Annotated in this window: 22 protein-coding genes; 16 read left to right on the top strand and 6 right to left on the bottom strand. The window is 72.2% G+C overall.

The window, feature by feature from the left end; translation table 11 throughout:
* Positions 1-154 precede the first annotated feature (154 nt).
* The 3 genes from aceE to ACFY4A_RS02175 all read left to right on the top strand — a co-directional run bounded on the left by aceE (position 155) and on the right by ACFY4A_RS02175 (position 4496).
* A complete protein-coding gene (aceE, locus tag ACFY4A_RS02185; protein ID WP_390827502.1) occupies positions 155-2857 on the top strand; it encodes a pyruvate dehydrogenase (acetyl-transferring), homodimeric type in 2703 nt (900 codons plus the stop codon).
* A 77-nt stretch (positions 2858-2934) separates the two neighbouring features.
* Entirely contained in the window at positions 2935-3921 is a 987-nt protein-coding gene (locus ACFY4A_RS02180; RefSeq protein WP_390827500.1) for a helix-turn-helix transcriptional regulator, read from the top strand.
* Positions 3922-3977: 56 nt separating this feature from the next.
* On the top strand, positions 3978-4496 hold the full coding sequence (locus ACFY4A_RS02175) for a DUF4240 domain-containing protein (protein ID WP_390827625.1): 519 nt from the start codon (positions 3978-3980) through the stop codon (positions 4494-4496).
* Between the two features lie 86 nt (positions 4497-4582).
* Here the strand turns inward: ACFY4A_RS02175 and ACFY4A_RS02170 are convergent, their stop codons facing one another.
* Complete coding sequence (locus ACFY4A_RS02170; RefSeq protein ID WP_390827499.1) at positions 4583-5392, bottom strand: peptidoglycan recognition protein; 810 nt, start codon at positions 5390-5392, stop codon at positions 4583-4585.
* Positions 5393-5581: 189 nt separating this feature from the next.
* Between ACFY4A_RS02170 and ACFY4A_RS02165 the strand changes: the two genes are divergently transcribed.
* Positions 5582-6766, top strand: a complete 1185-nt coding sequence (locus tag ACFY4A_RS02165; protein ID WP_390827498.1) for a MarP family serine protease — start codon at positions 5582-5584, stop codon at positions 6764-6766.
* A 21-nt stretch (positions 6767-6787) separates the two neighbouring features.
* Here the strand turns inward: ACFY4A_RS02165 and ACFY4A_RS02160 are convergent, their stop codons facing one another.
* Entirely contained in the window at positions 6788-7276 is a 489-nt protein-coding gene (locus tag ACFY4A_RS02160) for a GNAT family N-acetyltransferase (RefSeq protein WP_390827497.1), read from the bottom strand.
* A 71-nt stretch (positions 7277-7347) separates the two neighbouring features.
* Here ACFY4A_RS02160 and ACFY4A_RS02155 point away from each other — a divergent pair, with 71 nt between their 5' ends.
* The gene (locus tag ACFY4A_RS02155) at positions 7348-8244 is read left to right on the top strand and encodes a TIGR01777 family oxidoreductase (protein WP_390827496.1); all 897 of its coding nucleotides are present in this window, start codon (positions 7348-7350) and stop codon (positions 8242-8244) included.
* Positions 8245-8447: 203 nt separating this feature from the next.
* Positions 8448-9854: an NAD(P)/FAD-dependent oxidoreductase gene (locus ACFY4A_RS02150; RefSeq protein WP_390827495.1), complete on the top strand. Its 1407-nt coding sequence runs from the start codon at positions 8448-8450 to the stop codon at positions 9852-9854.
* Positions 9855-9863: 9 nt separating this feature from the next.
* Here the strand turns inward: ACFY4A_RS02150 and ACFY4A_RS02145 are convergent, their stop codons facing one another.
* A complete protein-coding gene (locus ACFY4A_RS02145; RefSeq protein WP_390827494.1) occupies positions 9864-11354 on the bottom strand; it encodes a regulator in 1491 nt (496 codons plus the stop codon).
* Positions 11355-11598: 244 nt separating this feature from the next.
* Between ACFY4A_RS02145 and lipB the strand changes: the two genes are divergently transcribed.
* The 4 genes from lipB to ACFY4A_RS02125 all read left to right on the top strand — a co-directional run bounded on the left by lipB (position 11599) and on the right by ACFY4A_RS02125 (position 14729).
* Positions 11599-12396 carry a lipoyl(octanoyl) transferase LipB gene (gene lipB, locus ACFY4A_RS02140; RefSeq protein ID WP_390827493.1) on the top strand — a complete coding sequence of 266 codons (798 nt, stop codon included), beginning with the start codon at positions 11599-11601 and terminating at the stop codon, positions 12394-12396.
* 118 nt (positions 12397-12514) lie between these two features.
* Positions 12515-13480, top strand: a complete 966-nt coding sequence (gene lipA / locus ACFY4A_RS02135) for a lipoyl synthase (protein WP_390827492.1) — start codon at positions 12515-12517, stop codon at positions 13478-13480.
* A 268-nt stretch (positions 13481-13748) separates the two neighbouring features.
* Complete coding sequence (locus tag ACFY4A_RS02130) at positions 13749-13949, top strand: hypothetical protein (protein WP_390827491.1); 201 nt, start codon at positions 13749-13751, stop codon at positions 13947-13949.
* Between the two features lie 78 nt (positions 13950-14027).
* A complete protein-coding gene (locus ACFY4A_RS02125) occupies positions 14028-14729 on the top strand; it encodes a DUF4191 domain-containing protein (RefSeq protein WP_390827490.1) in 702 nt (233 codons plus the stop codon).
* Between the two features lie 200 nt (positions 14730-14929).
* Here the strand turns inward: ACFY4A_RS02125 and ACFY4A_RS02120 are convergent, their stop codons facing one another.
* Positions 14930-15397, bottom strand: coding sequence for an RDD family protein (locus tag ACFY4A_RS02120; protein ID WP_390827489.1), 468 nt, complete (start codon positions 15395-15397; stop codon positions 14930-14932).
* A gap of 209 nt (positions 15398-15606) precedes the next feature.
* Between ACFY4A_RS02120 and glnA the strand changes: the two genes are divergently transcribed.
* Positions 15607-17016, top strand: coding sequence for a type I glutamate--ammonia ligase (gene glnA / locus ACFY4A_RS02115; protein ID WP_390827488.1), 1410 nt, complete (start codon positions 15607-15609; stop codon positions 17014-17016).
* A 140-nt stretch (positions 17017-17156) separates the two neighbouring features.
* Here glnA and ACFY4A_RS02110 read toward each other — a convergent pair whose 3' ends face one another.
* The gene (locus tag ACFY4A_RS02110; protein WP_390827487.1) at positions 17157-17402 is read right to left on the bottom strand and encodes a hypothetical protein; all 246 of its coding nucleotides are present in this window, start codon (positions 17400-17402) and stop codon (positions 17157-17159) included.
* 394 nt (positions 17403-17796) lie between these two features.
* On the opposite strand from ACFY4A_RS02110, the gene ACFY4A_RS02105 reads away from it, so the two are divergent.
* From ACFY4A_RS02105 to ACFY4A_RS02090, 4 genes are all read left to right on the top strand, one after another.
* Positions 17797-18054 (top strand): hypothetical protein, encoded by a 258-nt coding sequence (locus ACFY4A_RS02105; protein WP_390827486.1) that lies wholly within the window; start codon positions 17797-17799, stop codon positions 18052-18054.
* A 156-nt stretch (positions 18055-18210) separates the two neighbouring features.
* Positions 18211-19134, top strand: coding sequence for a zinc metalloprotease HtpX (gene htpX / locus ACFY4A_RS02100; RefSeq protein WP_390827485.1), 924 nt, complete (start codon positions 18211-18213; stop codon positions 19132-19134).
* 2 nt (positions 19135-19136) lie between these two features.
* Complete coding sequence (locus tag ACFY4A_RS02095) at positions 19137-19724, top strand: hypothetical protein (protein ID WP_390827484.1); 588 nt, start codon at positions 19137-19139, stop codon at positions 19722-19724.
* 87 nt (positions 19725-19811) lie between these two features.
* Positions 19812-20996, top strand: coding sequence for a winged helix DNA-binding domain-containing protein (locus ACFY4A_RS02090; RefSeq protein ID WP_390827483.1), 1185 nt, complete (start codon positions 19812-19814; stop codon positions 20994-20996).
* A gap of 56 nt (positions 20997-21052) precedes the next feature.
* Here the strand turns inward: ACFY4A_RS02090 and ACFY4A_RS02085 are convergent, their stop codons facing one another.
* Positions 21053-21367, bottom strand: a complete 315-nt coding sequence (locus ACFY4A_RS02085; protein WP_390827482.1) for a hypothetical protein — start codon at positions 21365-21367, stop codon at positions 21053-21055.
* A gap of 260 nt (positions 21368-21627) precedes the next feature.
* On the opposite strand from ACFY4A_RS02085, the gene ACFY4A_RS02080 reads away from it, so the two are divergent.
* Entirely contained in the window at positions 21628-21990 is a 363-nt protein-coding gene (locus tag ACFY4A_RS02080; RefSeq protein ID WP_390827481.1) for an arsenate reductase family protein, read from the top strand.
* The last annotated feature ends 63 nt before the right edge of the window (positions 21991-22053 follow it).

The raw sequence follows: 22053 nt of genomic DNA, 5'->3' as shown, positions 1-22053 counted from the left end.
TTACGCTTGGCCCCTTTGATCGATCATCGATCAGGGAGTTAGAGTCACCGCTGGGCTTCCACCAGAGCCTCACGCCCTGTCCTGCCAAAGACCTAGGGCACCCCCTGAACCCTTACCGATGAGGGAACCCCCTTCGACTGAGGAAGGCGGCGACATGACCGACCCCAACGCCATCCAGCCGAGCGAGCTCGACCAGCTCCCGGACCGCGACCCCGAGGAGACCGCCGAATGGCAGGCCTCCCTGGACGCCGTCGCCAAGGCGGCCGGGCCGCACCGTGCCGCGTATCTGATGCGCCGTACGCTGGAGCGCGCCGAGGGCGCCGGCGTCGTCCTGCCCAAGCTTCTCGAGACCGACTACGTCAACTCCATCCCGACCGCCGCCGAGCCGGCCATCCCCGGTGACGAGGCCATGGAGGCCCGGATCACCGCGTGGAACCGCTGGAACGCGGCGGCGATGGTGACCCGCGGCAGCAAGTACGGCGTCGGCGGCCACATCGCCACCTTCGCCTCCGCGGCCTGGCTGTACGAGACCGGCTTCAACCACTTCTTCCACGGCAAGGAGGGCGACGGCTCCGGCGACCAGCTGTACATCCAGGGCCACGCCTCCCCGGGCATCTACGCCCGCGCCTTCCTCGACGGACGGCTGACCGAGCAGCAGCTGGACAACTTCCGCCAGGAGGCCGGCGGCAACGGCCTGCCCTCCTACCCCCACCCGCGCCGTCTGCCCTGGCTGTGGGAGTTCCCGACGGTGTCGATGGGCCTCGGTCCGATCTCCGCCATCTACCAGGCCCGGTTCAACCGCTACCTGACCAGCCGCGGCATCAAGGACGTCTCCGACTCCCACGTCTGGGCGTTCCTCGGCGACGGCGAGATGGACGAGCCGGAGTCCACCACCGCGCTGACGCTCGCCTCCCGCGAGGGCCTGGACAACCTCACCTTCGTCATCAACTGCAACCTGCAGCGCCTGGACGGCCCGGTCCGAGCCAACTTCAAGATCGTGCAGGAGCTGGAGGCCCTCTTCCGCGGCGCCGGCTGGCACGTGATCAAGACGCTGTGGGGTTCCGCCTGGGACGAGCTGTTCGCCCTGGACACCACGGGCGCGCTGGTACGCCGGCTGCGCCAGGTACCGGACGCGCAGATCCAGACGTACCAGACCCGCGACGCCGCCTACATCCGCCAGGACTTCTTCGGGGCCGACCCGGCGCTGGCCGAGATGGCGAAGCTGCTGAGCGACGACAAGATCATCGAGTGCTTCCACTTCTCGCGCGGCGGTCACGAGGCGCGCAAGGTCTTCGCCGCCTACAAGGCCGCCCTTGAGCACAAGGGCACCCCGACCGTGATCCTGGCCCAGACGGTCAAGGGCCACACCCTCGGCACGGGCTTCGCGTCGAAGAACGCCAACCACCAGATGAAGAAGCTGTCGGTGGACGAGTTCAAGCAGATGCGCGACCTGCTGGACCTGCCCATCCCTGACAGCGACTTCGCCGACGGCCAGATCCCCTACGGCCACCCCGGCGTCGACGCCCCCGAGGTGCGCTACCTCCAGGAGCGCCGCGCGGCGCTCGGCGGCCCGGCCCCGGCCCGCCGTGTCCACCCGGTCGCCCCGCTGCCCGCGCCCGCCGACAAGGCGTTCGCCGCCTTCGACAAGGGCTCCGGCTCGCAGAGCGTGGCCACCACCATGGCGTTCGTCCGCCTGGTCAAGGACCTGGTCCGCGACAAGGAGACCGGCAGGCGCTGGGTGCCGATCGTCCCCGACGAGGCGCGCACCTTCGGCATGGAGTCGCTGTTCCCCTCGCTCGGCATCTACTCGCCCAAGGGCCAGACGTACGAGCCGGTCGACCGCGACCAGCTGATGTACTACAAGGAGGCCAAGAACGGCCAGATCCTCAACGAGGGGATCACCGAGGCCGGTTCGATGGCCGACTTCATCGCCGCTTCGTCGTCGTACGCGACGCACGGCGAGGCGATGATCCCGTTCTACATCTTCTACTCGATGTTCGGCTGGCAGCGCACGGCCGACCAGATGTGGCAGCTCGGCGACCAGCTCGGCCGCGGCTTCCTGGTCGGCGCCACCGCGGGCCGCACCACCCTGACGGGTGAGGGCCTGCAGCACGCCGACGGCCACTCGCCGGTCATCGCGGCGACCAACCCGGCCGCGCTGACCTACGACCCGGCGTTCGCCTACGAGGTCGCGGCCATCGTCAAGGACGGTCTGCGCCGCATGTACGGCCAGGCCGCGCCCGGCGAGGACCAGGACGTCTTCTACTACCTGACGGTCTACAACGAGCCGCTGCCGCAGCCGGCCAAGCCGTCCGTCCCCGGCATCGACGAGGGCATCGTCAAGGGCCTGTACCGCTTCAACACGGCGGAGTCGGCGAGCCTGACGGTCCCGGCGAACGCGCCGCGGATCCAGCTGCTCGGCTCCGGCACGGCGATCCACTGGGCGCTGGACGCCCAGCGGATGCTGGCCGAGGAGTGGGGCGTGGCCGCCGACGTGTGGTCCGCGACCTCCTGGGGCGAGCTGCGCCGGGACGCCATGGAGGCCGACGCGGCACTGCTGCGCGGCGAGGAGCGCGTGCCGTACGTCCGCCGGGCGCTCCAGGGCGCCGAGGGCCCGGTCCTCGCGGTCTCCGACTACATGCGCCAGGTCCCGGACCAGATCGCGCAGTGGATCGAGCAGGACTACATCTCGCTGGGCGCCGACGGCTTCGGTCTGTCGGACACCCGTGACGCCGCCCGCCGCCACTTCGGCGTCGACGCCCAGTCGATCGTCGCCGCCGCCCTGGCCCAGCTCGCCCGGCGCGGCGAGGTGAAGGCCTCGGCGGTCAAGGAGGCCCGGGAGAAGTACGGCCTGTGAGGCACATCGCATGGTGACGAAGGGGTACGGCCGCGGCCGTGCCCCTTCGTCGTCGGTGGCCCCGGCATGATGGCCGTATGCGTGCCGCCCGTCTGATCAAAATGGTGCTGCTGCTCCAGTCGCGGCCCGCCATGACCGCCGCCGAGCTCGCCCGGGAACTGGAGGTGTCGGAGCGGACCGTCACGCGGGACGCGCAGGCGCTGTCGGAGGCGGGCGTGCCGGTGTACGCCGACCGGGGGCGGGCCGGGGGCTACCGGCTGGTGGGCGGCTACCGCACCCGGCTGACCGGGCTCGACCGCGGTGAGGCGGAGGCGCTGTTCCTCAGCGGTGTTCCGGGGGCGCTGCGGGAGATGGGGCTCGAGGACGCCGCCTCGGCCGCCCGGCTGAAGGTGTCCGCGGCCCTGCTCCCCTCGCTGCGCGACGCCTCCCGTACGGCGGCGCAGCGCTTCCATCTGGACGCTCCCGACTGGTTCCGCGAGCCGAAGACGCCCGAGTTGCTGCCGGCGGTCGCGGAGGCTGTGTGGGACGACCTGCCGATCACGGCGCGCTACCGGCGCGGCGAGGAGGAGGTCGTGCGGGAGCTGGAGCCGTACGGGCTCGTACTCAAGGCGGGCGTGTGGTACCTGTGCGCCCGGGTCTTGGGGCCCGGCTCCTTCCGGGTGTACCGCGTCGACCGTTTCGCGGCCGTCGAGCCCGGCGCGGGGAAGCGTTTCGAACGGGACGGCGGCTTCGACCTGCCCGCCTTCTGGGAGGAGCGGGCCGCGCAGTTCGCGCGGTCCGTCCTGCGGGCCGAGGTGGTGGTGCGGCTGTCCGAGGAGGGCGTACGGCGGCTGCCGCACGCCGTGGGGCCGGTGCCGGCCCGGGCGGCGCTGGAGGCCGTCGGGGCCGGCACCGGCCGCGACGGGGGCGGGTGGGTGACGGTGACCCTGCCGGTGGAGTCCGAAGAGGTCGCCCACACCCAGCTCACGGCGCTCGGGCCGGAGGTCGAGGTACTGGCCCCCGACGCGCTGCGGGAGCGTTTCGCGCGCGGCGCCGAACGGCTGGCCGCGCTGTACCGCCCCTGACGAACCGGTGTACTCCGCGTGCGCCCCCCGGCGCGAGGGCCGATGCTTGAGCCGTGATGGACGAGACGGAGTTCTGGGAGCTGATCAACGACAGCCGCGAGGCCGCCGAGGGTGATCCGGAGGAGCAGGCCGACCTGCTCGTCGAGCGGTTGCTGGCCTGCGAGCCCGAGGTGGTCCTGGACTTCGCCCGTCACTTCGAGTCCCGGTACAACCGGGCCTACCGCTGGGACCTGTGGGGCGCCGCCTGGGTACTTCTCGACGGGGCCAGCGACGACGCCTTCGACTTCTTCCGGTGCTGGCTGATCGGCCAGGGCCGGGAGGTCTTCGAGGGGGCCCTGCACGACCCGGACTCGCTCGCCGACCTGCTGGACGACTTCGACGAGGAGGTCGACGGCGACGGCGAGGAACTCGGCTACGCGGCCGACGAGGCCTACGAGCAGCTCACCGGCACGGTCGCCCCCGATCTGGGCGTCCCGGCCGCCCCGGCGGAACCGGAGGGCACCCCCGTCGACTTCGAGGACGACCGGGAACTCGCCCGGCGTTATCCGAAGCTGTGGGACCGGTTCCGTGAATAGCGCCTCTGGGCACCTCCGGAGGCCGCGGGCCCACTGTGACGTCCCCCGCGGGACCGGCCCGGGAGGTCCAGCAGGTGCGGGAGGTCTCAGATGCGGCCTTGAAGGCGGGCCGCGGCCTCCCGGATCGCGGGGAGGCGCACGGTCAGCGCGGTGCCCGGGCAGGTGGTCCTGAAGCCGTCCCTGTGCCCGGCCAGGGCGGGGAGCAGGACGGTGGCGCCGGACGCGTAGCGGCTGTGGCCGTTGCTGGAGACGAGGCTGACGCTGCCGCGCGGGTCGACTCCGGCCAGGCCCAGTTTCCAGGCGGTCAGCGTGGCGATCGCGTCGGTCATGACGCGGGGCACGGGAGTGCCGGCCGTGAAGGTGCCGATGGCGGCGATGCCCGCCGTGCGGTGGTTGAAGCCCTGGGTGTGGGCGCCGGTGACGGCGCGGTCGGCTCCGCCGGCGCGGCCCTCGTAGATCGTGCCGCAGCGGTCGACGAGGAAGTTGTAGCCGATGTCGTCCCACGCGCGGGCGCCGGTCTGCCCGGCGTACAGGCGGCGGATGACGCCCGGGGTGTCGGAGCAGGCGTAGCCGTTGGGCGAGTCGGTGTGGTGCACGAAGACGGCGACGACCTTGTCGTCGTAGCGCGGGGGCGGCTGGGCGTGCCGCACGGTGGCGTCCAGCCAGGCCGAGCGGGGCACGATCCGCGGCCGGGGGGCGTCGTGCGCCGGGGCGGCCGGACGGGGTACGGCGGCGGGCACGGTCGCGGACGTCGTCCGTCCGGAGACGGACGCGTACAGCAGGACCGCGCCGACGGCGGCGGCGCCCGGCAGACAGCACAGGAGCGCCACCAGGGCACGGCGCGGCCGTTCCGGGCGCGGGCCGCGCGTCCGCCCGGCTCTTCGCACAACACGCATGAGCCCACTCTCGGGCGGTTCCGGTCCGTCCGCGATGTGCGCTCTGCCACCTGGTGGAACCATCGTCCTGGTCCAGGACGTTTCTGGGGGTACACGTACACGTGGCCGGTCCCGGGATCCACGTGCGCGTGGCCGATCACTGGGCCCGTCCCGCGCGTATTCGGGGATCCGAGGAGAAAGGCGGCGTGAGTGGACCTGCTCGACCTGCTGTTGGTGCTGGTGATCCTCGTCTACGCCGCGTCCGGCTACCGGCGGGGACTGGTGGCCGGCTGTGTCTCACTGGCCGGTTTCGTCGGCGGCGCCGTCGTCGGCGTGTGGATCCTGCCGTGGGTGATGGACTTCGTCACGCGCGGGACGACCACGGCGACGGTCACCGCCGTGCTCACGGTGCTGGTGCCGGCCGTGGTGGGGCACGAGCTGGCGGGCCGTCTGGCGCTGCGGCTGCGGCGCGAACTGGACCGCGGGCCGCTGCGGGTGGCCGACGGCATCGGCGGGGCCGCCGCCAACACGCTGGCGGTGCTGATCGTGGCCTGGGTGGCGGCGAGCGTCCTGGCCGCCTCCTCCTCTCCGGTGGTGACGACGGCGATACGCGACTCCCGGCTTCTGGGCGCCGTGCAGAACGCGATGCCGGACACCACCCCGGCGTGGTTCTCACGTGCCACCTCCGCGCTGACCGAGGCGGGCTTCCCGCAGGTCTTCAACCCCTTCGAGAACGAGCCGGCGGCGGGCGTCGCCCGGCCCTCCGGGGACAGCGTGACGGAGAGCGCGACGAACGCCGCCCGGTTCAGCACGGTCAAGATCGAGGGCGCCGCGGGCGACCAGGGCCGCGAGGGCAGCGGGTTCGTGTACGCGCGGGAGCACGTCATGACCAACGCGCACGTGGTGGCGGGCATCGACGATCCGGCCGTACGGGTCGGGGGCGTCGGGCGGTCGTACGAGGCACGGGTGGTGCTGTTCGACCCGCACCGGGACGTGGCCGTGCTCTACGTCCCCGGGCTGCACGCCCCCGTGCTGCGGTTCGACGACACCGCCGTGCGCGGCGACTCGGCGGTGGTCGCGGGCTATCCGCAGGACGGCGACCTGAACCTCCAGGCGGCGACGGTCGCGAACCGGATCCGGGCGACGGGCCAGAACATCTACAACAACGGCACGGTCACCCGGGAGATCTACTCGATCCGCTCCACGGTCCGCCCCGGCAACTCCGGCGGTCCGCTGCTCACCACGGACGGCCGGGTCTTCGGCATGGTCTTCGCCCGCTCCACCTCCGACAACGAGACGGGATACGTCCTGACGGCGGCCGAGGTCGCCCCGGACGCGCGGCGCGCGGCGTACGCGACCGTGCCGGTGGACACGGGCCGGCTGGTGACCTCGTGACCGCCGCTCAGGCGCCGCGGCTCACAGGGGGCGGCCCATGAGGACGTCGTCGACGTAGACGCCGTCCAGGTGGAACTCCTCCGGCTGGACGCCCTCCACCACGAAGCCCTCGGACTCGTACAGCTTTCGGGCGGTGGTGTTGTGGCCCAGCACCCGCAGGGTGATGCGGCGGGCGCCCTGGCGGCGGGCATCCTCGACGGCGGCGCGCAGCAGGGCGCGCCCCACCCCCTTGCCGCGGGCCTCCTCGGACACGGCGAGTCCGCGGATCTGCCGGACGTGCGCGTTCGACGCCAGTTCGGTGGGGAAGCCGAGACGGATGTATCCGACCAGCCGGCCGTCGAGTTCGGCGACCAGGTGGTCGCGCGGTCCCGACCGGGGCCTGAAGAAGGGCTCGTAGGGCTGGCGCGGCGGCGGGGTGACCGCGTGCGCCGTGGACCAGGTCTCGCGGTCGAGGCGGCCGAGGCCGTCCTCGTCGTCGGGTGTGGCGTGGCGTATGCAGGGAACCGGCATGACGGTCACTCTACGGCGCGGTCCTGACCGGCTCGCCGGGATTTCAGCGGCGAGGCGGGCAGGATGGGCGCATGGAACGTTCACGAATCGCGGTGGCCGGCGCGTCCGGTCTGATCGGCAGTGCCCTGGTGCGGTCCCTGGTCGCGGACGGGCACGAGGTGGTGCGTCTGGTGCGCCGTTCGGCCCGCGGCGAGGACGAGGTCTGCTGGGATCCCGCCGGGCGGTACGTGGACGCGGCGGGGCTCGCCGGGTGCGACGCGGTGGTCAACCTGGCGGGCGCGGGCGTGGGCGACCACCGGTGGACACGGGAGTACAAGAAGGCGATCCGGGACAGCCGGGTGCTCGGCACGGCGGCGCTCGCCGAGGCCGTCGCCTCCCTGGACGTGCCGCCGCGGGTGTTCGTCGGCGGCAGCGCGATCGGCTACTACGGCGACACCGGCGAGCGCGCCGTCGACGAGGACGCGCCGCCCGGGGACGGTTTTCTGCCCGCGCTGTGCGTCGAGTGGGAGCAGGCCGCGGCTCCCGCACAGGAGGCGGGCGTCCGGACGGTGTTCGCCCGCACCGGGCTGGTGGTGGCCCGTGAGGGCGGGGCGTGGGGACGGCTGTTCCCGCTGTTCAAGGCCGGGTTGGGCGGGCGGCTGGGAGACGGGCGGCAGTTCTGGTCGTTCATCGCGCTGCACGACGAGGTGGCCGCGCTGCGCCATCTGCTGGACACCGAGAGCCTGTCCGGGCCGGTCAATCTCACCGCGCCGCAGCCGCTGACGAACCGTGAGATCACGGCGGCCATGGGCCGGGTGCTGCACCGGCCGACGCCGTTCTCCGTGCCGGCCCCGGTACTGCGCGCGGTGCTCGGGGAGATGGCGGGTGATGTGCTGGGCAGCGCGCGGGTGGTGCCGAAGCGACTGCTGGAGTCGGGGTTCTTGTTCGCCTTTCCGGGGATCGAGGACGCCGTCCGTGCGGCGCTGTGACGCCTGTGACCGCTCGCCGTGCCACCTTGCGATCGCACCCACGACACCTTGCGACCGCGTGCGACCGCTGTGCGACCGTGCCCTGCCGATGCGCGACTGTCCCTGACCGGGCGCGGCCCTAATCTCGACGCGAACTCGGGTATTCCTGACGCCGGTCGCGGGCATCACCGCTCCACCGGCTGCGCAACCTCGAGGAGGGGCACGTGCTTGAGCCCGCGTATCAGGCGGACGTCGTCGTCGTGGGAGCCGGGGTCGCCGGGCTCGCGGCAGCGCATCGACTCACCAGCGCAGGAGTGACGACCGCGGTCCTGGAGGCCGCCCCTTATGTGGGCGGCCGCATGTCGACGGAGAAGGTCGACGGGTTCCGGCTCGACCGGATCGGACAGATGCTGAACACGTCGTATCCCCAACTGGCCCTGAGCCCGGGGCTCGACGCGCTCGTGCTGCGCCCCTTCGCACCGGGGGTCCTGCTGCACAGCGACGGACGGCACCACCGCGCGGGCGCTCCGGCGCACGGAGGGAGCGCGAGGAGCGCGCTTCACGTAGTGCGCGCCCTGGCGAGCGCCCCCCGCCCGCCGGTTCCCCGGCCGTCGGCCCTCGCCCGTGTGTCCGTTCCCCGGCCGTCCGCCGCGCCCCTCCTGGACGGCCCGCCTCCCGGACGCCGCGGGATCGGCGCGCCGCTGCGGCTGCGCGCCGCGCTCGGCCGGATCGCCGCCACACCGGTCGAGCGCCTGCTGTCCCGGCCCGAACTGACCGCCCGGCAGGCACTGGCCGCCCGCGGTCTGCCCGCCCGCACCGTCGACGGCTTCCTGCGTCCGCTGCTCGCCGCCCTGTTGTGCGACCCGGACCTCACCACGTCCAGCCGCTGCGCGGACCTCGCCCTGCACTCCTTCGCGAGCGGCCGGCTGTGCCTGCCGGAAGGCGGCGCCGAGGTCCTGCCGGAGCTGCTCGCGCGCACCCTGCCGCCCGGCACCGTGCACACCGGCGTGCGGGCCACCTCGGTCTCCACCACCTCGGTGACCACCGCCGAGCACGGCGAGATCCGCTGCCGGGCCGTGCTGGTCGCCACCGACGCGCGCGCCGCCGCAGAGCTGCTGCCCGGGCTGCGCGTACCGGACTTCCACCCGGTGACGGTGGTCCACCACACGACCGCGGAGCCCCCGGAGGCGGGCGGGTACCTCCTGCTCGACGCGGACCGCGGCGGCCCGGTGGCGCACACTTCGGTGGTCAGCCGTGTCGACCCGTCCCGCGCGCCCGCCGGCCGTGCCCTGGTGTCGTCGACGGTCCTGGGCATGCCCCCGGCCGACGTCGAAACGGCCGTACGCCGCCACCTGTCCCGCCTCTACGGCACCTCCACCGCCCGCTGGGAGACGCTCGCCGTGCACCGCACCGATGAGGCCGTCCCCGCGATGCGTCCCCCGCACGACCCGCGGCGCCCGGTGCGGCTGCTGGCGGGCCTGTACGTGTGCGGCGACCACCGGGACACCAGCACCGTCCAGGGGGCGCTGCACTCGGCCCACCGGGCCGCCGCGGCGATCCTGGGGGACCTGGGGGCCGGACGGCCGATGGACCGGGCGGATCCGGCGACGGCGCCGAGAGCCGCCGCCTGAGCGGGAGGCTCAGCCCAGCGCCGCCACCTTGTCCCGGTAACCGCGTACGGGCGTCGCGTCCTTGTACGGCTCCAGCCGGCGTTCGAAGTCCTTGACGCACTCCACCGCACGCACCGAGCGCATGTCCGCGGCCTGGGCCGCCGCCTCGGCGGCCAGGCGGCAGGCCTGGTCCAGGTCGCCGAGGCCGAGGCGGGCCGTGGCCAGGACCACCCGGCAGAACAGCCGGCTGCGGGCGTGGGCCGGGGCACGCAGCCGGAGGGCGCGTTCGGCGTGCCGGGCGGCGGCGCGGTACTGCTGGAGGTCCCGGTGGCAGTGCCCGGAGTCGTCGGCCAGCCGGCCCTCGTCGAAGCGCGCCCAGGAGGGCAACTCGTCACCGGGCCGGGCCGCCTCCAGGGAGCGCTCGGCGCGCACCAGGGACGCGGTGCAGGCGCGCACCTCGCCCAGCACGCCGTGGCCGCGCGCCTCGGCGGCGTGCAGCATCGCCTGCACGGCGGGCGGGGCGGAGCCGCCGAGCCCCTGCTGGGCCACCCTTGCGAGCTGCACGGCCTCCCGCCCGTGGCCGAGGTAGACGGCCTGCCGGCTCATGGAGACCAGCACATAGGCGCCGTAGGGCCGGTCACCGGCGGCCTGGGCGAGCCGCAGCGCCTGCACGAAGTAGCGCTGGGCGAGCCCGTGCGCGGCGATGTCGTACGACGTCCAGCCGGCGAGCCGGGTCAGGTCGGCGGCGGCCCCGAAGAGCCGGCGGCCGGTCTGCTCGCCGTAGGTGCCGCGCAGCATCGGCTCGCACTCGTGCTCCAGGTAGCGCACCAGGGCCTGGCGGGCGTGGCCGCCGCCGTACAGGTCGTCGAGGGTGCGGAACAGCTCGCTGACCGAGCGCAGGGCGGCGATGTCGCCGGCGGTGATCCTCCGGCCCGCCTCCCGGCCGGCCGGGCCCCGCTCGGCCCGGCCGCGCTGCCGGGGCACACCGGGCGCCGAGGGGTCGGGCACGACGAGGGCGGGCCGGTCCGGGCGCCCCTGGGCGGGGACCCGGGTGGCCGGTGCCTCCGCGCGGGCGACCCGGTCGTCGGCCCGGCCGATCAGCCAGTCCCGGCTGGGCACGACGAGACCCGCCGGGGTGAAGGCGATCCTGCGCAGTTCGGTATGGCTGCCGCAGTCCTTGCGCCACAGCCCGCCGACGATGTCGACGGCCTCCTCCGGGGTGGCGGCGAACTCCAGTCCCGCGTACACCGGGGCGCAGGCGTCCAGACCGAGGTCCTGGGCGGTCAGGCGGCGGCCCAGGCGCCGGGTGAAGACCTCCGCGATGAGGGCGGGCGTGGTCCCGCGCGGCTGCTGGCCGCGCAGCCAGCGGGTGACCGACGTCTTGTCGTATCTCAGGTCCAGCCCGTGTTCGAGACCGAGCTGGTCCACGCGGCGGGCCAGACCTGCGTTGGAGAACCCCGCTTCTGCGATGAGCGCGGCGAGCTGGCGGTTGGGAGTGCGCGGCGCGGGTCGTTCCGTCATCTGCGGTGCGGTCTCCTGCCTTTCGGGCATCCACGCGGCCGCGTGGTGCCCGGATTGCCTGTGAGCAGCCCTTATGGCCTCATGAACGGCGCGAATGTAGCGGAGAGTGAGCAACTGACCGCAGAATTCGACCACCATTCATCCGATCGTGTGAGGATTGCCCGCGGGGCTGACGCGTGCCGGCCGGACGTACAGTGACGTGGGCACGCTTCGTGCCTTACGACCTTCCAGGGAGGCGTTTGCCGTGAGTGAGCTGCGGTTCGTCCGCATGGGATTCGGTGCCGAGGCCGTGGACTACGTCCAGGCCTGGGACGAGCAGCGCCGGGTGCACACCGCCCGGTTCGCGGACGAGGTCCCCGACACCGTGCTGCTCCTGGAGCACCCCCCGGTCTACACGGCCGGCCGGCGGACCGAGGACAGCGAGCGCCCGCTCGACGGCACGCCCGTCATCGACGTGGACCGCGGCGGCAAGATCACCTGGCACGGCCCCGGCCAGCTGGTCGGATACCCGATCCAGAAGCTGCCCCGCCCGGTGGACGTGGTGGCCCACGTGCGCCGACTGGAGGAGGCGCTGATCCGCACCTGCGCGGAGTTCGGCCTGGAGACCACGCGCGTCGAGGGCCGCAGCGGCGTGTGGGTGCTCGGCGACCCGGTCGAGCAGCGGCCGTCCCTGGGCGGGCTGTCCCTGGACTTCGACCCGCGCCTGACCGACGAGGAGTTCGACCCGCGGCTGAACGGCCCGGAGTACGCCCCCTCCAACGCCGGTCAGCGCCGCGAGGACCGCAAGATAGCGGCGATCGGGATCCGGGTCGCCAAGGGCGTCACGATGCACGGCTTCGCGCTGAACGTGAACCCCGACAACAAGTGGTTCGACAAGATCATCCCGTGCGGGATCCGGGACGCCGGCGTCGCCTCGCTGGCGGGCGAACTCGGCCGGGACGTCACGATCGAGGAGGTCCTGCCGGTCGTCGAGCGGCACCTGCGGGACGTCCTGGAGAACGCGGAGCTGAAGCCGCGGGAGATCGAGAAGGCGACGGCCTGACCAGGGCCCGGCGAGGGGAATGATCCCCCAGGCCCGCAGGTTGGCCTCACCGAAAGGCGCAACAAGCACGGGCGTACCCTGGTGTACGCCGAAGAATCGAAGCTACAGGGAGCCGGTCGTGTCCGCAGTCGCACCCGACGGACGCAAGATGCTGCGCCTGGAGGTCCGCAACAGCCAGACCCCCATCGAGCGCAAGCCCGAGTGGATCAAGACCCGGGCGAAAATGGGTCCCGAGTACACCAAGATGCAGAACCTCGTGAAGAGCGAGGGCCTGCACACGGTCTGCCAGGAAGCCGGCTGCCCGAACATCTACGAGTGCTGGGAGGACCGCGAGGCGACCTTCCTCATCGGCGGCGACCAGTGCACCCGGCGCTGCGACTTCTGCCAGATCGACACCGGCAAGCCCGAGGCCCTGGACCGCGACGAGCCGCGCCGCGTGGGCGAGTCCGTGGTCACCATGGACCTGAACTACGCCACCATCACCGGCGTCGCCCGCGACGACCTGGAGGACGGCGGCGCCTGGCTGTACGCCGAGACCGTGCGCCAGATCCACCGGCAGACGGCGGACCGCGAGGGCGGCCGTACGAAGGTCGAACTGCTCGCCCCGGACTTCAACGCCGTCCCCGAGCAGCTGGCGGAGGTCTTCTCCGCGCGCCCCGAGGTCTTCGCGCACAACGTCGAGACGGTGCCCCGGATCTTCAAGCGGATCCGCCCCGGCTTCCGCTACGAGCGCTCCCTGAAGGTCATCACCGAGGCCCGCGACTTCGGCCTGGTGACCAAGTCCAACCTCATCCTCGGCATGGGCGAGACCCGCGAGGAGGTCGTCGAGGCGCTCAAGCAGCTGCACGACGCGGGCTGCGAGCTGGTCACCATCACCCAGTACCTGCGCCCCTCGGTGCGCCACCACCCGGTGGAGCGGTGGGTCAAGCCGCAGGAGTTCGTCGAGCTGAAGGAGGAAGCCGAGCAGATCGGCTTCTCGGGCGTGATGTCGGGCCCGCTGGTACGGTCCTCCTACCGTGCCGGGCGGCTGTACCGGATGGCCGTCGAGAAGCGGGGCGCCTACGTCGCCGCCCAGGCGGTCTGACCCGGCTGACCATCCGTCACCCCTCCTGTCCCACAAGCGGGCAGGGAGTGTGTGAAATCGCGCACAAGAAGCTACTGCTCGGTACTGGCCGATACGACGCGGTCCTGACCGTCGCCGCAGATGAGCGGCCCGGTCAGGACCGCGTCAGCCTTTCGGCCCGCGACCGCGAGGCTTCATCGGTGTTTGACCGGCCGGTCACGCCCTGGTAACACCAAGCAGTGACCCTGGACTCACACCACACCAAGAGCCGTCATGAGGGGGACCTCCCATGCAGGCCGCGCACGTTCGCGCCACCGCGATTCCGTCCTTCACCGACGCACTGCGTGCGGTCGAGTCCCTGCTCATGAGCAGCGGCCAGCGCACCGCCCGCCGCAACGCCTGGACCTCCGTCCTGGAGGACCGCCGCCGGGCCAAGGACCGCGTCGAGGCCCAGCGCGTCCTCGACCAGTTCCCCGCCGTCGGTCCCTGATCCTTCCTGCCTGTGCCCGGGGGCCCGTACGGGCACTGCCGTCGTGGGCCGCTCCGGGAGCCACGTAGACTTCGTGCCATGGCGAGGAAGGACAACGCAGCCGAGGCTGCCAACCCCGGGCGACTGAAGCAGATCGCTCTGACCTACAAGATGACCCGCAAGGCCGACAACAAGATCGGTCTGGTACTCGCGGGCGTCTTCATCATCACCTTCGGTGTCCTTCTCGGGATCGGCTTCGTGATCGGCCACCCGATCTACCTCGGCGTCCTGGGCCTGCTGCTCGCCTTCCTCGCGACGGCGATCATCTTCGGACGCCGGGCCGAGCGCGCCGCGTTCGGGCAGATGGAGGGCCAGCCGGGCGCCGCCGCGGCGGTCCTGGACAACGTGGGCCGCGGCTGGACCACCACCCCGGCGGTGGCCATGAACCGCAGCCAGGACGTGGTGCACCGCGCGGTCGGCAAGGCCGGCATCGTGCTGGTCGCCGAGGGCAACCCGAACCGGGTGAAGTCCCTGCTCGCCGCCGAGAAGAAGAAGATGAACCGGATCGTCGCGGACGTCCCGGTGCACGACGTGGTCGTGGGCGACGGCGAGGGCCAGGTCCCGCTGAAGAAGCTGCGCACGACCATGCTGAAGTTCCCGCGCGTCCTGACCGGCCCGCAGGTCACCACCACCAACGACCGGCTGCGCGCCCTCGGCGACCTGATGAGCAACATGCCGCTGCCGAAGGGCCCGATGCCGAAGGGTATGCGGATGCCGAAGGGCGGCCCGAAGGCCCGCTGATCCCGCGCAGACACCCTCTACGAGGACGGGGGCGCCCGGAGTGATCTCCGGGCGCCCCCGTCCTCGTAGGGACGCCTCGCGGACGCCTGGCGCCCCGCGCGCCGTACGAAGCACGAGCGCTGGAACCGAGGCCGGCTCCAGCGGCCAGGGTCTTTCGTCTGGATCACCCCACGAGCCCGGCGTGATCCAGACGAAAGACCCTAGATCCGCACCTCCACCGTGCCCGCCAGCCGGTCGTGCAGGCCGCGGCCGTCGCGGTCCCAGATCAGGGCGGGAACGGCCAGGCACAGCAGAACCGTGCGCAGCAGGGCGCGCAGCGGCTGCACACGGCCGGTGCCGAGGGCGACGACGCGCAGACCGAACAGGCGCTTGCCGGGCGTGAACCCGATCGTGCCGACGGTGAGGATGCCGAGCGCCAGGAAGATGAGCAGTGCCCAGTTGCTCGTGGCCTGGTTGTAGCCGTGCGTGATCAGGCCGTAGGCGATCCACAGGCACAGCGCCCAGTCGACGGCCAGGGCGCCGAGCCGCCGGCCCGGACCGGCGATCGACCCCGGCCCCTGCTCCGGCAGTCCCAGCTGCCGGCCCCGGTGGCCGAAGTCCACTCCCGCGTCCTCCATGGCCGCGCGCGGCCCGGACAGCCATGATCCCACTGCTTGCCTGTTGTCCACCCGACCACCGTACTGCGACGCTGGAATCAGGGGGGTCGGCGGGGTGTCCGCGACCATGACCGCCACCAGAGCCGGTTAACTTCTGCGAAACAAATGGGTCACGCCCGGGAAATCACCCGTCCCTAGGGTCAAGCCCAGCGTGTGCCACAGCACCGGCCGCACCAATGATCTACCACCCCGGCGGGACGGTCGGGAGTAGGAGGAGCTGGATGTTCCAGAACGCCGACGAGGCCAAGAAGTACATCGCGGACGAGGACGTCAAGTTCATCGACGTCCGCTTCTGCGACCTGCCGGGCGTCATGCAGCACTTCACGTTGCCCGCCGAGGCGTTCGACCCCGACGACGAGCAGGCCTTCGACGGATCCTCGATCCGTGGCTTCCAGGCCATTCACGAGTCCGACATGGCCCTGCGCCCCGATCTGTCCACCGCGCGCGTGGACCCGTTCCGCCGGGACAAGACGCTCAACATCAACTTCTTCATCCACGACCCGATCACCGGCGAGCAGTACTCCCGTGACCCGCGCAACGTGGCGAAGAAGGCCGAGGCGTACCTGGCGTCCACCGGGATCGCCGACACCGCGTACTTCGGTCCTGAGGCGGAGTTCTACGTCTTCGACAACGTCCGGTTCCGGACCGCCGAGAACGAGTCCTTCTACCACATCGACTCCGAGGCGGGCGCCTGGAACACCGGCGCGCTGGAGGACAACCGCGGCTACAAGGTCCGCTACAAGGGCGGCTACTTCCCGGTCCCGCCGGTCGACCACTTCGCCGACCTGCGCGCGGAGATCTCCCTGGAACTGGCGAAGAACGGCCTGAAGGTGGAGCGCCAGCACCACGAGGTGGGCACCGCCGGCCAGGCCGAGATCAACTACAAGTTCAACACCCTGCTCGCCGCCGCCGACGACCTCCAGCTGTTCAAGTACATCGTGAAGAACGTCGCCTGGCGCAACGGCAAGACGGCGACCTTCATGCCGAAGCCGATCTTCGGCGACAACGGCTCGGGCATGCACGTCCACCAGTCGCTGTGGAGCAACGGCGAGCCGCTCTTCTACGACGAGGCCGGCTACGCGGGCCTGTCGGACACCGCCCGCTACTACATCGGCGGCGTCCTCAAGCACGCCCCGGCGCTGCTCGCCTTCACCAACCCGACGGTGAACTCGTACCACCGTCTGGTGCCGGGCTTCGAGGCCCCGGTGAACCTGGTGTACTCGCAGCGCAACCGCTCCGCCGCGATGCGCATCCCGATCACCGGCTCCAACCCGAAGGCCAAGCGCGTGGAGTTCCGCGCGCCTGACTCCTCCGGCAACCCGTACCTGGCCTTCTCGGCGCTGCTGCTCGCGGGCCTGGACGGCATCAAGAACAAGATCGAGCCGGCCGAGCCGATCGACAAGGACCTGTACGAGCTGGCGCCCGAGGAGCACGCCAACGTCGCCCAGGTCCCGACCTCGCTCGAGGCCGTCCTGCGGGCACTGGAGGACGACCACGAGTTCCTGCTCCAGGGCGACGTGTTCACGTCCGACCTGATCGAGACGTGGGTCGACTTCAAGCGCACGAACGAGATCGCCCCGCTCCAGCTGCGCCCGCACCCGCACGAGTTCGAGCTGTACTTCGACGTCTGATCGACGTCCGGCCGGCGTCTGGTCGGCGTCTGCGGTCGGCGTCTGGTCGGCGTCCGATCGGCAGGCGTCATGGTGAGGGCCGCCCCCCGGTACGGGGAGCGGCCCTCGGTCGCGTCGCCTGCCGGTCGCGTCGCCTGCCGTCAGCGCACCACGACCACCACCGGGCCGCCGCCGTAGCCGTAGCCCCAGCCGTAGCCCCAGCCGTAGCCGCCGAAGCCGGGGCCGAAGAAGCCGCCGCGGCCGAATCCGCCGCACCAGCGGGACCACCAACCGCAACCGCCACCATGGGTGACACTGGTGGAGACTGTGGAGAGATGGGCGGGAGCCGTAGCCGGGGTCGCTGCCGAAGCCGTGCCCGCCGCGCCGAGGGCGGTGCCGGTCGCCATCAGAACACCGACTGCGGACATTGCGAAGAGACGCCTAGCACGCTGTGCTTTCATGGAAATACCTTCCTTTCCACCCCCTCGTGCGCTTTCGGGCACGAGAAGAATGGCCGCGGCCGCAGCCGGAAAGGGTTCGGCGGCGCGGTCGTAGGTGTTGCCGCGAGTACAGGCGGCAGGGCCCGCGCGGTCGCGCTGTCAGCCCCGTGAGCAGGGTCTTCGGCCGACGCCGGGCCTGTTCCCGGACCGCCGCCCTCACCCATAGAGGCTAGCTTCCCCTCGGCCGCGCAGCATCTTGAGCGATCACTTCACAGCAACGATCGCTTCACAGCGCTCCCGTAGTAGGGGGATGATTCCTCGTCGGCATCAAGGACGGATAAGGACCGGAGAGGTAACGGGGATGACCGAGCACGACGATCTGGAGCGCGAGTTCGATCACCGGTGGGCGCGTGCCGCCGAGCACAAGGAGCCGTCCGCCCGTGCCCGTATGCTCGCCGCGCGCTGGAAGCACAACCCGCCGGGGCCGGTCCCGTTCCGCGCCGACCCGGATCCGGTCGCACCGCGCCGCTCGTCGTGGATATCCACGGTCGTGGTCCTCGGCTGCGTCGCCGCGGTGATCGTGCTCCTCGGGTACGCCCGGACACACGGCCGTCTCTGAGTCATGGGAGGCCCGGAAGGCCCCGGTGCTCACCCCACGCGCACGCGGACTCACAGGCGGCTTTGCCCCTCCTGGAGCCGATCGGGGCCGCTCCATGGGCATCCGCAGGTGCACACTGGATGGCGGGACGAGTGCCTGACTGCGGGGTGATGCAAGATGCAGAGCCGCTTCCGGAGCGACCGACGGCTGACCGTGCGCATGGGGGTCACGCTGTTCCTGCTCGGGCTGCTGTACGTGGCGTTCGTGGCCGTACTGATCGTGTTGCTGAAGTCCTGGGTGCTGGTCGTGGTGATCGCGGCCGGCGTGCTCGCCGCCCAGTACTGGTTCTCCGACCGGATCGCCCTGTTCGCGATGCACGGCCGGGTGGTGGAGCGGGAGGAGTATCCCGAGCTGCACGCGGTGGTCGACCGGATGTGCGCCATGGCGGACATGCCCAGGCCGACCGTCGCCGTGTCCAGCATGGACATGCCAAACGCGTTCGCGACCGGGCGGAACCCGGACAACGCCGTGGTGTGCGTGACCACGGGGCTGCTGAGGCGGTTGGAACCGGCTGAGCTGGAGGGCGTGCTCGCGCACGAGCTGTCGCACGTGGCGCACAAGGACGTCGCCGTGATCACGGTGGCCTCCTTCCTCGGGGTGGTCGCGGGCCTGGTCGTACGGTTCGCCTTCTACTCGGAGCTGTTCGGCGGGCGCGGGCGCAAGGACCAGAACACCCTCGCCGTGTTCGCCATGGTGATGGGGGTCTCGGCGGCCGTGTACGCGATCAGCTTCCTGCTGATCCGGGCGCTGTCCCGGTACCGGGAGCTGGCCGCGGACCGGGCGGCGGCGCTGCTCACCGGACGACCCTCGTCGCTGGCCTCCGCGCTCACCAAGGTGACCGGTGACATCGGCCGGATCCCGTCCGAGGACCTGCGCACCGCACAGGCCTTCAACGCCTTCTACTTCACGCCGGCGCTGGGCTCCGAGCCCGGCATCTCCCGGCTGTTCTCCACCCACCCGAGCCTGGAGCGCCGGCTGGAGCAGCTCGCGCAGATCTCCGCCGAGCTGGGCGAGGCCGCGACTCCGGGGAAGGCGGGCTGAGGATGGGGCTCCTGGACATTCTGCTCGGCCGCACCAAGCCCGCCCTGCCCGACCTGGACCAGCTGTTCGCGCTGCCGTCGGCGGCCGTGACCCTCGAGGCGGCGGCCGGCTTCACACCGACCGGGCAGGGCGCGGTGTGCTTCGCCACGGTCGAGGGCGCGGCCTTCGAGCAGACGCACCGCGAGGTCCAGGCCCTGCTGGACGCCGACGCCGAGCGCGGGGGAGGGCGGCCCGTGGAGCTGACCCAGGACTCCTACGGCTACTCCTGGCTGGTCTCCCGCCGCACCCCCGACCAGCTGCCGGAGCTGGTCAACGACCTGCACGCGGTGAACAGCGCGATGGAGGTCAACGGCTTCGGACCCCAGCTCCTGTGCTCCCTGGCGGGCTTCCACGACGACGCCGGCCGGCGGCTGGCGCTGGTGTACCTCTACAAGCGGGGCACCTTCTACCCGTTCGCGCCGCTGGCCGGCCAGGCGCAGCGGCGCGACAACCCGCTGGAACTCCGGGTGAAGGCGGCCCTGGCCGACGACCTGCGCATCGAGCCGGACCTGAGCCGCTGGTTCCCGGTGTGGGGTGCCCCGGGCCTGTGAGCGCCCCGCGGGACCCCTCGGAACGAGCTCCCGATGTCAGTGGTGTCGGGCAGGATGCCGTCAGGCACCACTACGGGCGGAGGTCTCATGGGCGGGGAGCCCCGGTACATCGACGTGACGGAGCGACGGGCCAGGCTGGCCCTGCGGCACCGGCTGGCCGCCGGGACGCGGGCGGGGACGCCGGAGGAGGTCGCCCGGGCGCTGGTGGCACTGCACGGAACGGACCCGGCGACGGTGTACCTGGGCGTGGGCGCCCGCCTGGCGGAGCCGGCCGGGACGGTGCCGCAGACGGAGCGCGCGCTGTACGAGGACCGCACGCTGGTGCGGATGCACGGCATGCGGCACACGATCTTCGTCTTCCCGGCGGAGCTGACCGCCGTCGTCCACGCCTCGACCGGTATCGCCGTCGCCGCCCGCGCCCGCGCCGCCCTGATCAAGGACATGGCGAAGGCGGGCGCGCCGGACGCCGCCTGGCTGAAGGAGGTCGAGGAGTCGACCCTGGCCGCGCTGGCCCGCCGCGGGCAGGCCACGGCCGCCGAGCTCGCCCAGGACGAGCCGCGTCTGCGGGAGCAGTTCGCGTACGCGGCCGGGAAGAGCTACGAGGGCGTGCACTCGGTCTCCTCGCGGCTGCTGCGTGTCCTGGGCGTGGAGGGCAAGGTGGTCCGGGGCCGGCCGCTCGGCTCCTGGACGTCCACGCAGTTCCGCTGGGCCCTCGCGCCCGAGCACCCCGAACTGGACGTCGCCGCCGCCCAGAGCGACCTGCTGCGCCGCTGGCTCGCGGCCTGCGGCCCGGCGACCGAGGCCGACCTGAAGTGGTGGACGGGGTGGCGGGTGACGGACGTGCGGCGGGCGCTGGCCGCGGCGGGGGCGCGTGAGGTGAGGGTGGACGAGGGCACGGCGTACGTCACCGAGGACGACGTCGCCCCGGTGGCCGGGCCGGAGGAGCCGTGGGCGGCCCTGCTGCCCGGCCTCGACCCCACGGCGATGGGCTGGCAGCACCGGGACTGGTACCTCGCGCCCCGGTTGCGGCCGGCCCTGTTCGACGGCAGCGGCAACGTCGGCCCGACGGTGTGGTGGAACGGCCGGGTCGTCGGGGCCTGGGCCCAGCACCCCGACGGCGAGGTCGTCTGGCGGATCCTGGACCGGGAAGGGGTGGGCGCGGAGGCGGAGGCGGCGATCGCCCGGCAGGCGCGGGAGCTGGAGAGCCGGCTCGGCCCGACGCGGGTGACACCGCGCTTCCGCACACCGCTGGAGAAGGAGCTGGCGGCGTAGGTGATGGCGTAGGTGGGGCCGGGCACCCCGCGTCCGCGGGGCGCCCGGTGTCGGGCTCAGCGCGAGTACCGCATCAGCGCCCGCACCATGTGACACGTCGAGTTCGACGGCGGGTGCACGCCGATGAGTTCGGCGATGCCGCGTATCGTCTCGTCGCGGGCCTGGTGCGGCAGGTAGACGCCCGAGTCGAGCAGGGCGATGGCGAGCCGCATCGCCTTCAGACGGCGGTTGTGGATGACGTACCACTCACGCGGACGCCCCGGCGGCAACGGCCGCTTCGCGACGGGTTCGTAGGGCAGGTCGAGCCGGACGGGACGCTTCGCGGTGGACTGGGTCGGCAACGGCTTCGGCTTCAGTGCGGCAGCGGCCACAGGCATCCTCCTGTCGCGGTGGGAGCGCCGCGAAGGGGCCCCGGCGACGCTCTCGAACACTGCTTCAATTCTACTGCCCGGCACTGACAAAACGCCCTGGCCACAAGGGCTTTCGGGGCTGGAGTGACGCAGGCGGGAGACGGGTTTCCACGGGTTTTCAGCGGCGGTCTCCGCATCGGTCTCCGCGGCGGTATCGGCGGCAGTTTCCGCAGCGGTTGCCCGTATCCGTCTCCCGTGGGTCCTTCGCGTACCGTGGCCGCATGGAGATCTGGATCAATCCGGCCTGTTCGAAGTGCCGCAGCGCCATCGGGCTGCTCGACGCCGAGGGTGCCGAGTACACCGTGCGCCGCTATCTGGAGGACGTCCCGACCGCGGAGGAGATCCGGGCGGTGCTCGGGCGGCTGGGACTCGAGCCGTGGGACATCACCCGGACGCAGGAGGACGTCGCGAAGGAGCTGGGGCTGAAGGACTGGCCGCGGGACGCCGGGGCGCGCGAGCGCTGGATCGCGGCGCTGGCCGAGCACCCGAAGCTGATCCAGCGTCCGATCATCACGGCCGACGACGGCACCGCCGTCGTGGCGCGGACCGAGGAAGCGGTGCGGGACGCGCTCGGGCGCGGGTGAGCGCCGCCGGGCGCGGCACGCGGCGCCGCCAACTCCCGGGTGACACAGGTCACTTCAACTGGT

Source organism: Streptomyces sp. NPDC001292, assembly GCF_042896465.1.
Classification (GTDB): Bacteria; Actinomycetota; Actinomycetes; order Streptomycetales; family Streptomycetaceae; genus Streptomyces.
This window is presented reverse-complemented; position numbering and strand designations above follow the sequence as displayed.

What these genes read in the sequence shown, in the direction of transcription:
- aceE (WP_390827502.1), top strand. Translation starts at nt 155, where the DNA reads ATGACCGACCCCAACGCCATCCAGCCGAGCGAGCTCGACCAGCTCCCG.
- ACFY4A_RS02180 (WP_390827500.1), top strand. Translation starts at nt 2,935, where the DNA reads ATGCGTGCCGCCCGTCTGATCAAAATGGTGCTGCTGCTCCAGTCGCGG.
- ACFY4A_RS02175 (WP_390827625.1), top strand. Translation starts at nt 3,978, where the DNA reads ATGGACGAGACGGAGTTCTGGGAGCTGATCAACGACAGCCGCGAGGCC.
- ACFY4A_RS02170 (WP_390827499.1), bottom strand. Translation starts at nt 5,392, where the DNA reads ATGCGTGTTGTGCGAAGAGCCGGGCGGACGCGCGGCCCGCGCCCGGAA.
- ACFY4A_RS02160 (WP_390827497.1), bottom strand. Translation starts at nt 7,276, where the DNA reads ATGCCGGTTCCCTGCATACGCCACGCCACACCCGACGACGAGGACGGC.
- ACFY4A_RS02155 (WP_390827496.1), top strand. Translation starts at nt 7,348, where the DNA reads ATGGAACGTTCACGAATCGCGGTGGCCGGCGCGTCCGGTCTGATCGGC.
- ACFY4A_RS02145 (WP_390827494.1), bottom strand. Translation starts at nt 11,354, where the DNA reads ATGACGGAACGACCCGCGCCGCGCACTCCCAACCGCCAGCTCGCCGCG.
- ACFY4A_RS02130 (WP_390827491.1), top strand. Translation starts at nt 13,749, where the DNA reads ATGCAGGCCGCGCACGTTCGCGCCACCGCGATTCCGTCCTTCACCGAC.
- ACFY4A_RS02125 (WP_390827490.1), top strand. Translation starts at nt 14,028, where the DNA reads ATGGCGAGGAAGGACAACGCAGCCGAGGCTGCCAACCCCGGGCGACTG.
- glnA (WP_390827488.1), top strand. Translation starts at nt 15,607, where the DNA reads ATGTTCCAGAACGCCGACGAGGCCAAGAAGTACATCGCGGACGAGGAC.
- ACFY4A_RS02110 (WP_390827487.1), bottom strand. Translation starts at nt 17,402, where the DNA reads ATGGCGACCGGCACCGCCCTCGGCGCGGCGGGCACGGCTTCGGCAGCG.
- ACFY4A_RS02105 (WP_390827486.1), top strand. Translation starts at nt 17,797, where the DNA reads ATGACCGAGCACGACGATCTGGAGCGCGAGTTCGATCACCGGTGGGCG.
- htpX (WP_390827485.1), top strand. Translation starts at nt 18,211, where the DNA reads ATGCAGAGCCGCTTCCGGAGCGACCGACGGCTGACCGTGCGCATGGGG.
- ACFY4A_RS02095 (WP_390827484.1), top strand. Translation starts at nt 19,137, where the DNA reads ATGGGGCTCCTGGACATTCTGCTCGGCCGCACCAAGCCCGCCCTGCCC.
- ACFY4A_RS02090 (WP_390827483.1), top strand. Translation starts at nt 19,812, where the DNA reads ATGGGCGGGGAGCCCCGGTACATCGACGTGACGGAGCGACGGGCCAGG.
- ACFY4A_RS02080 (WP_390827481.1), top strand. Translation starts at nt 21,628, where the DNA reads ATGGAGATCTGGATCAATCCGGCCTGTTCGAAGTGCCGCAGCGCCATC.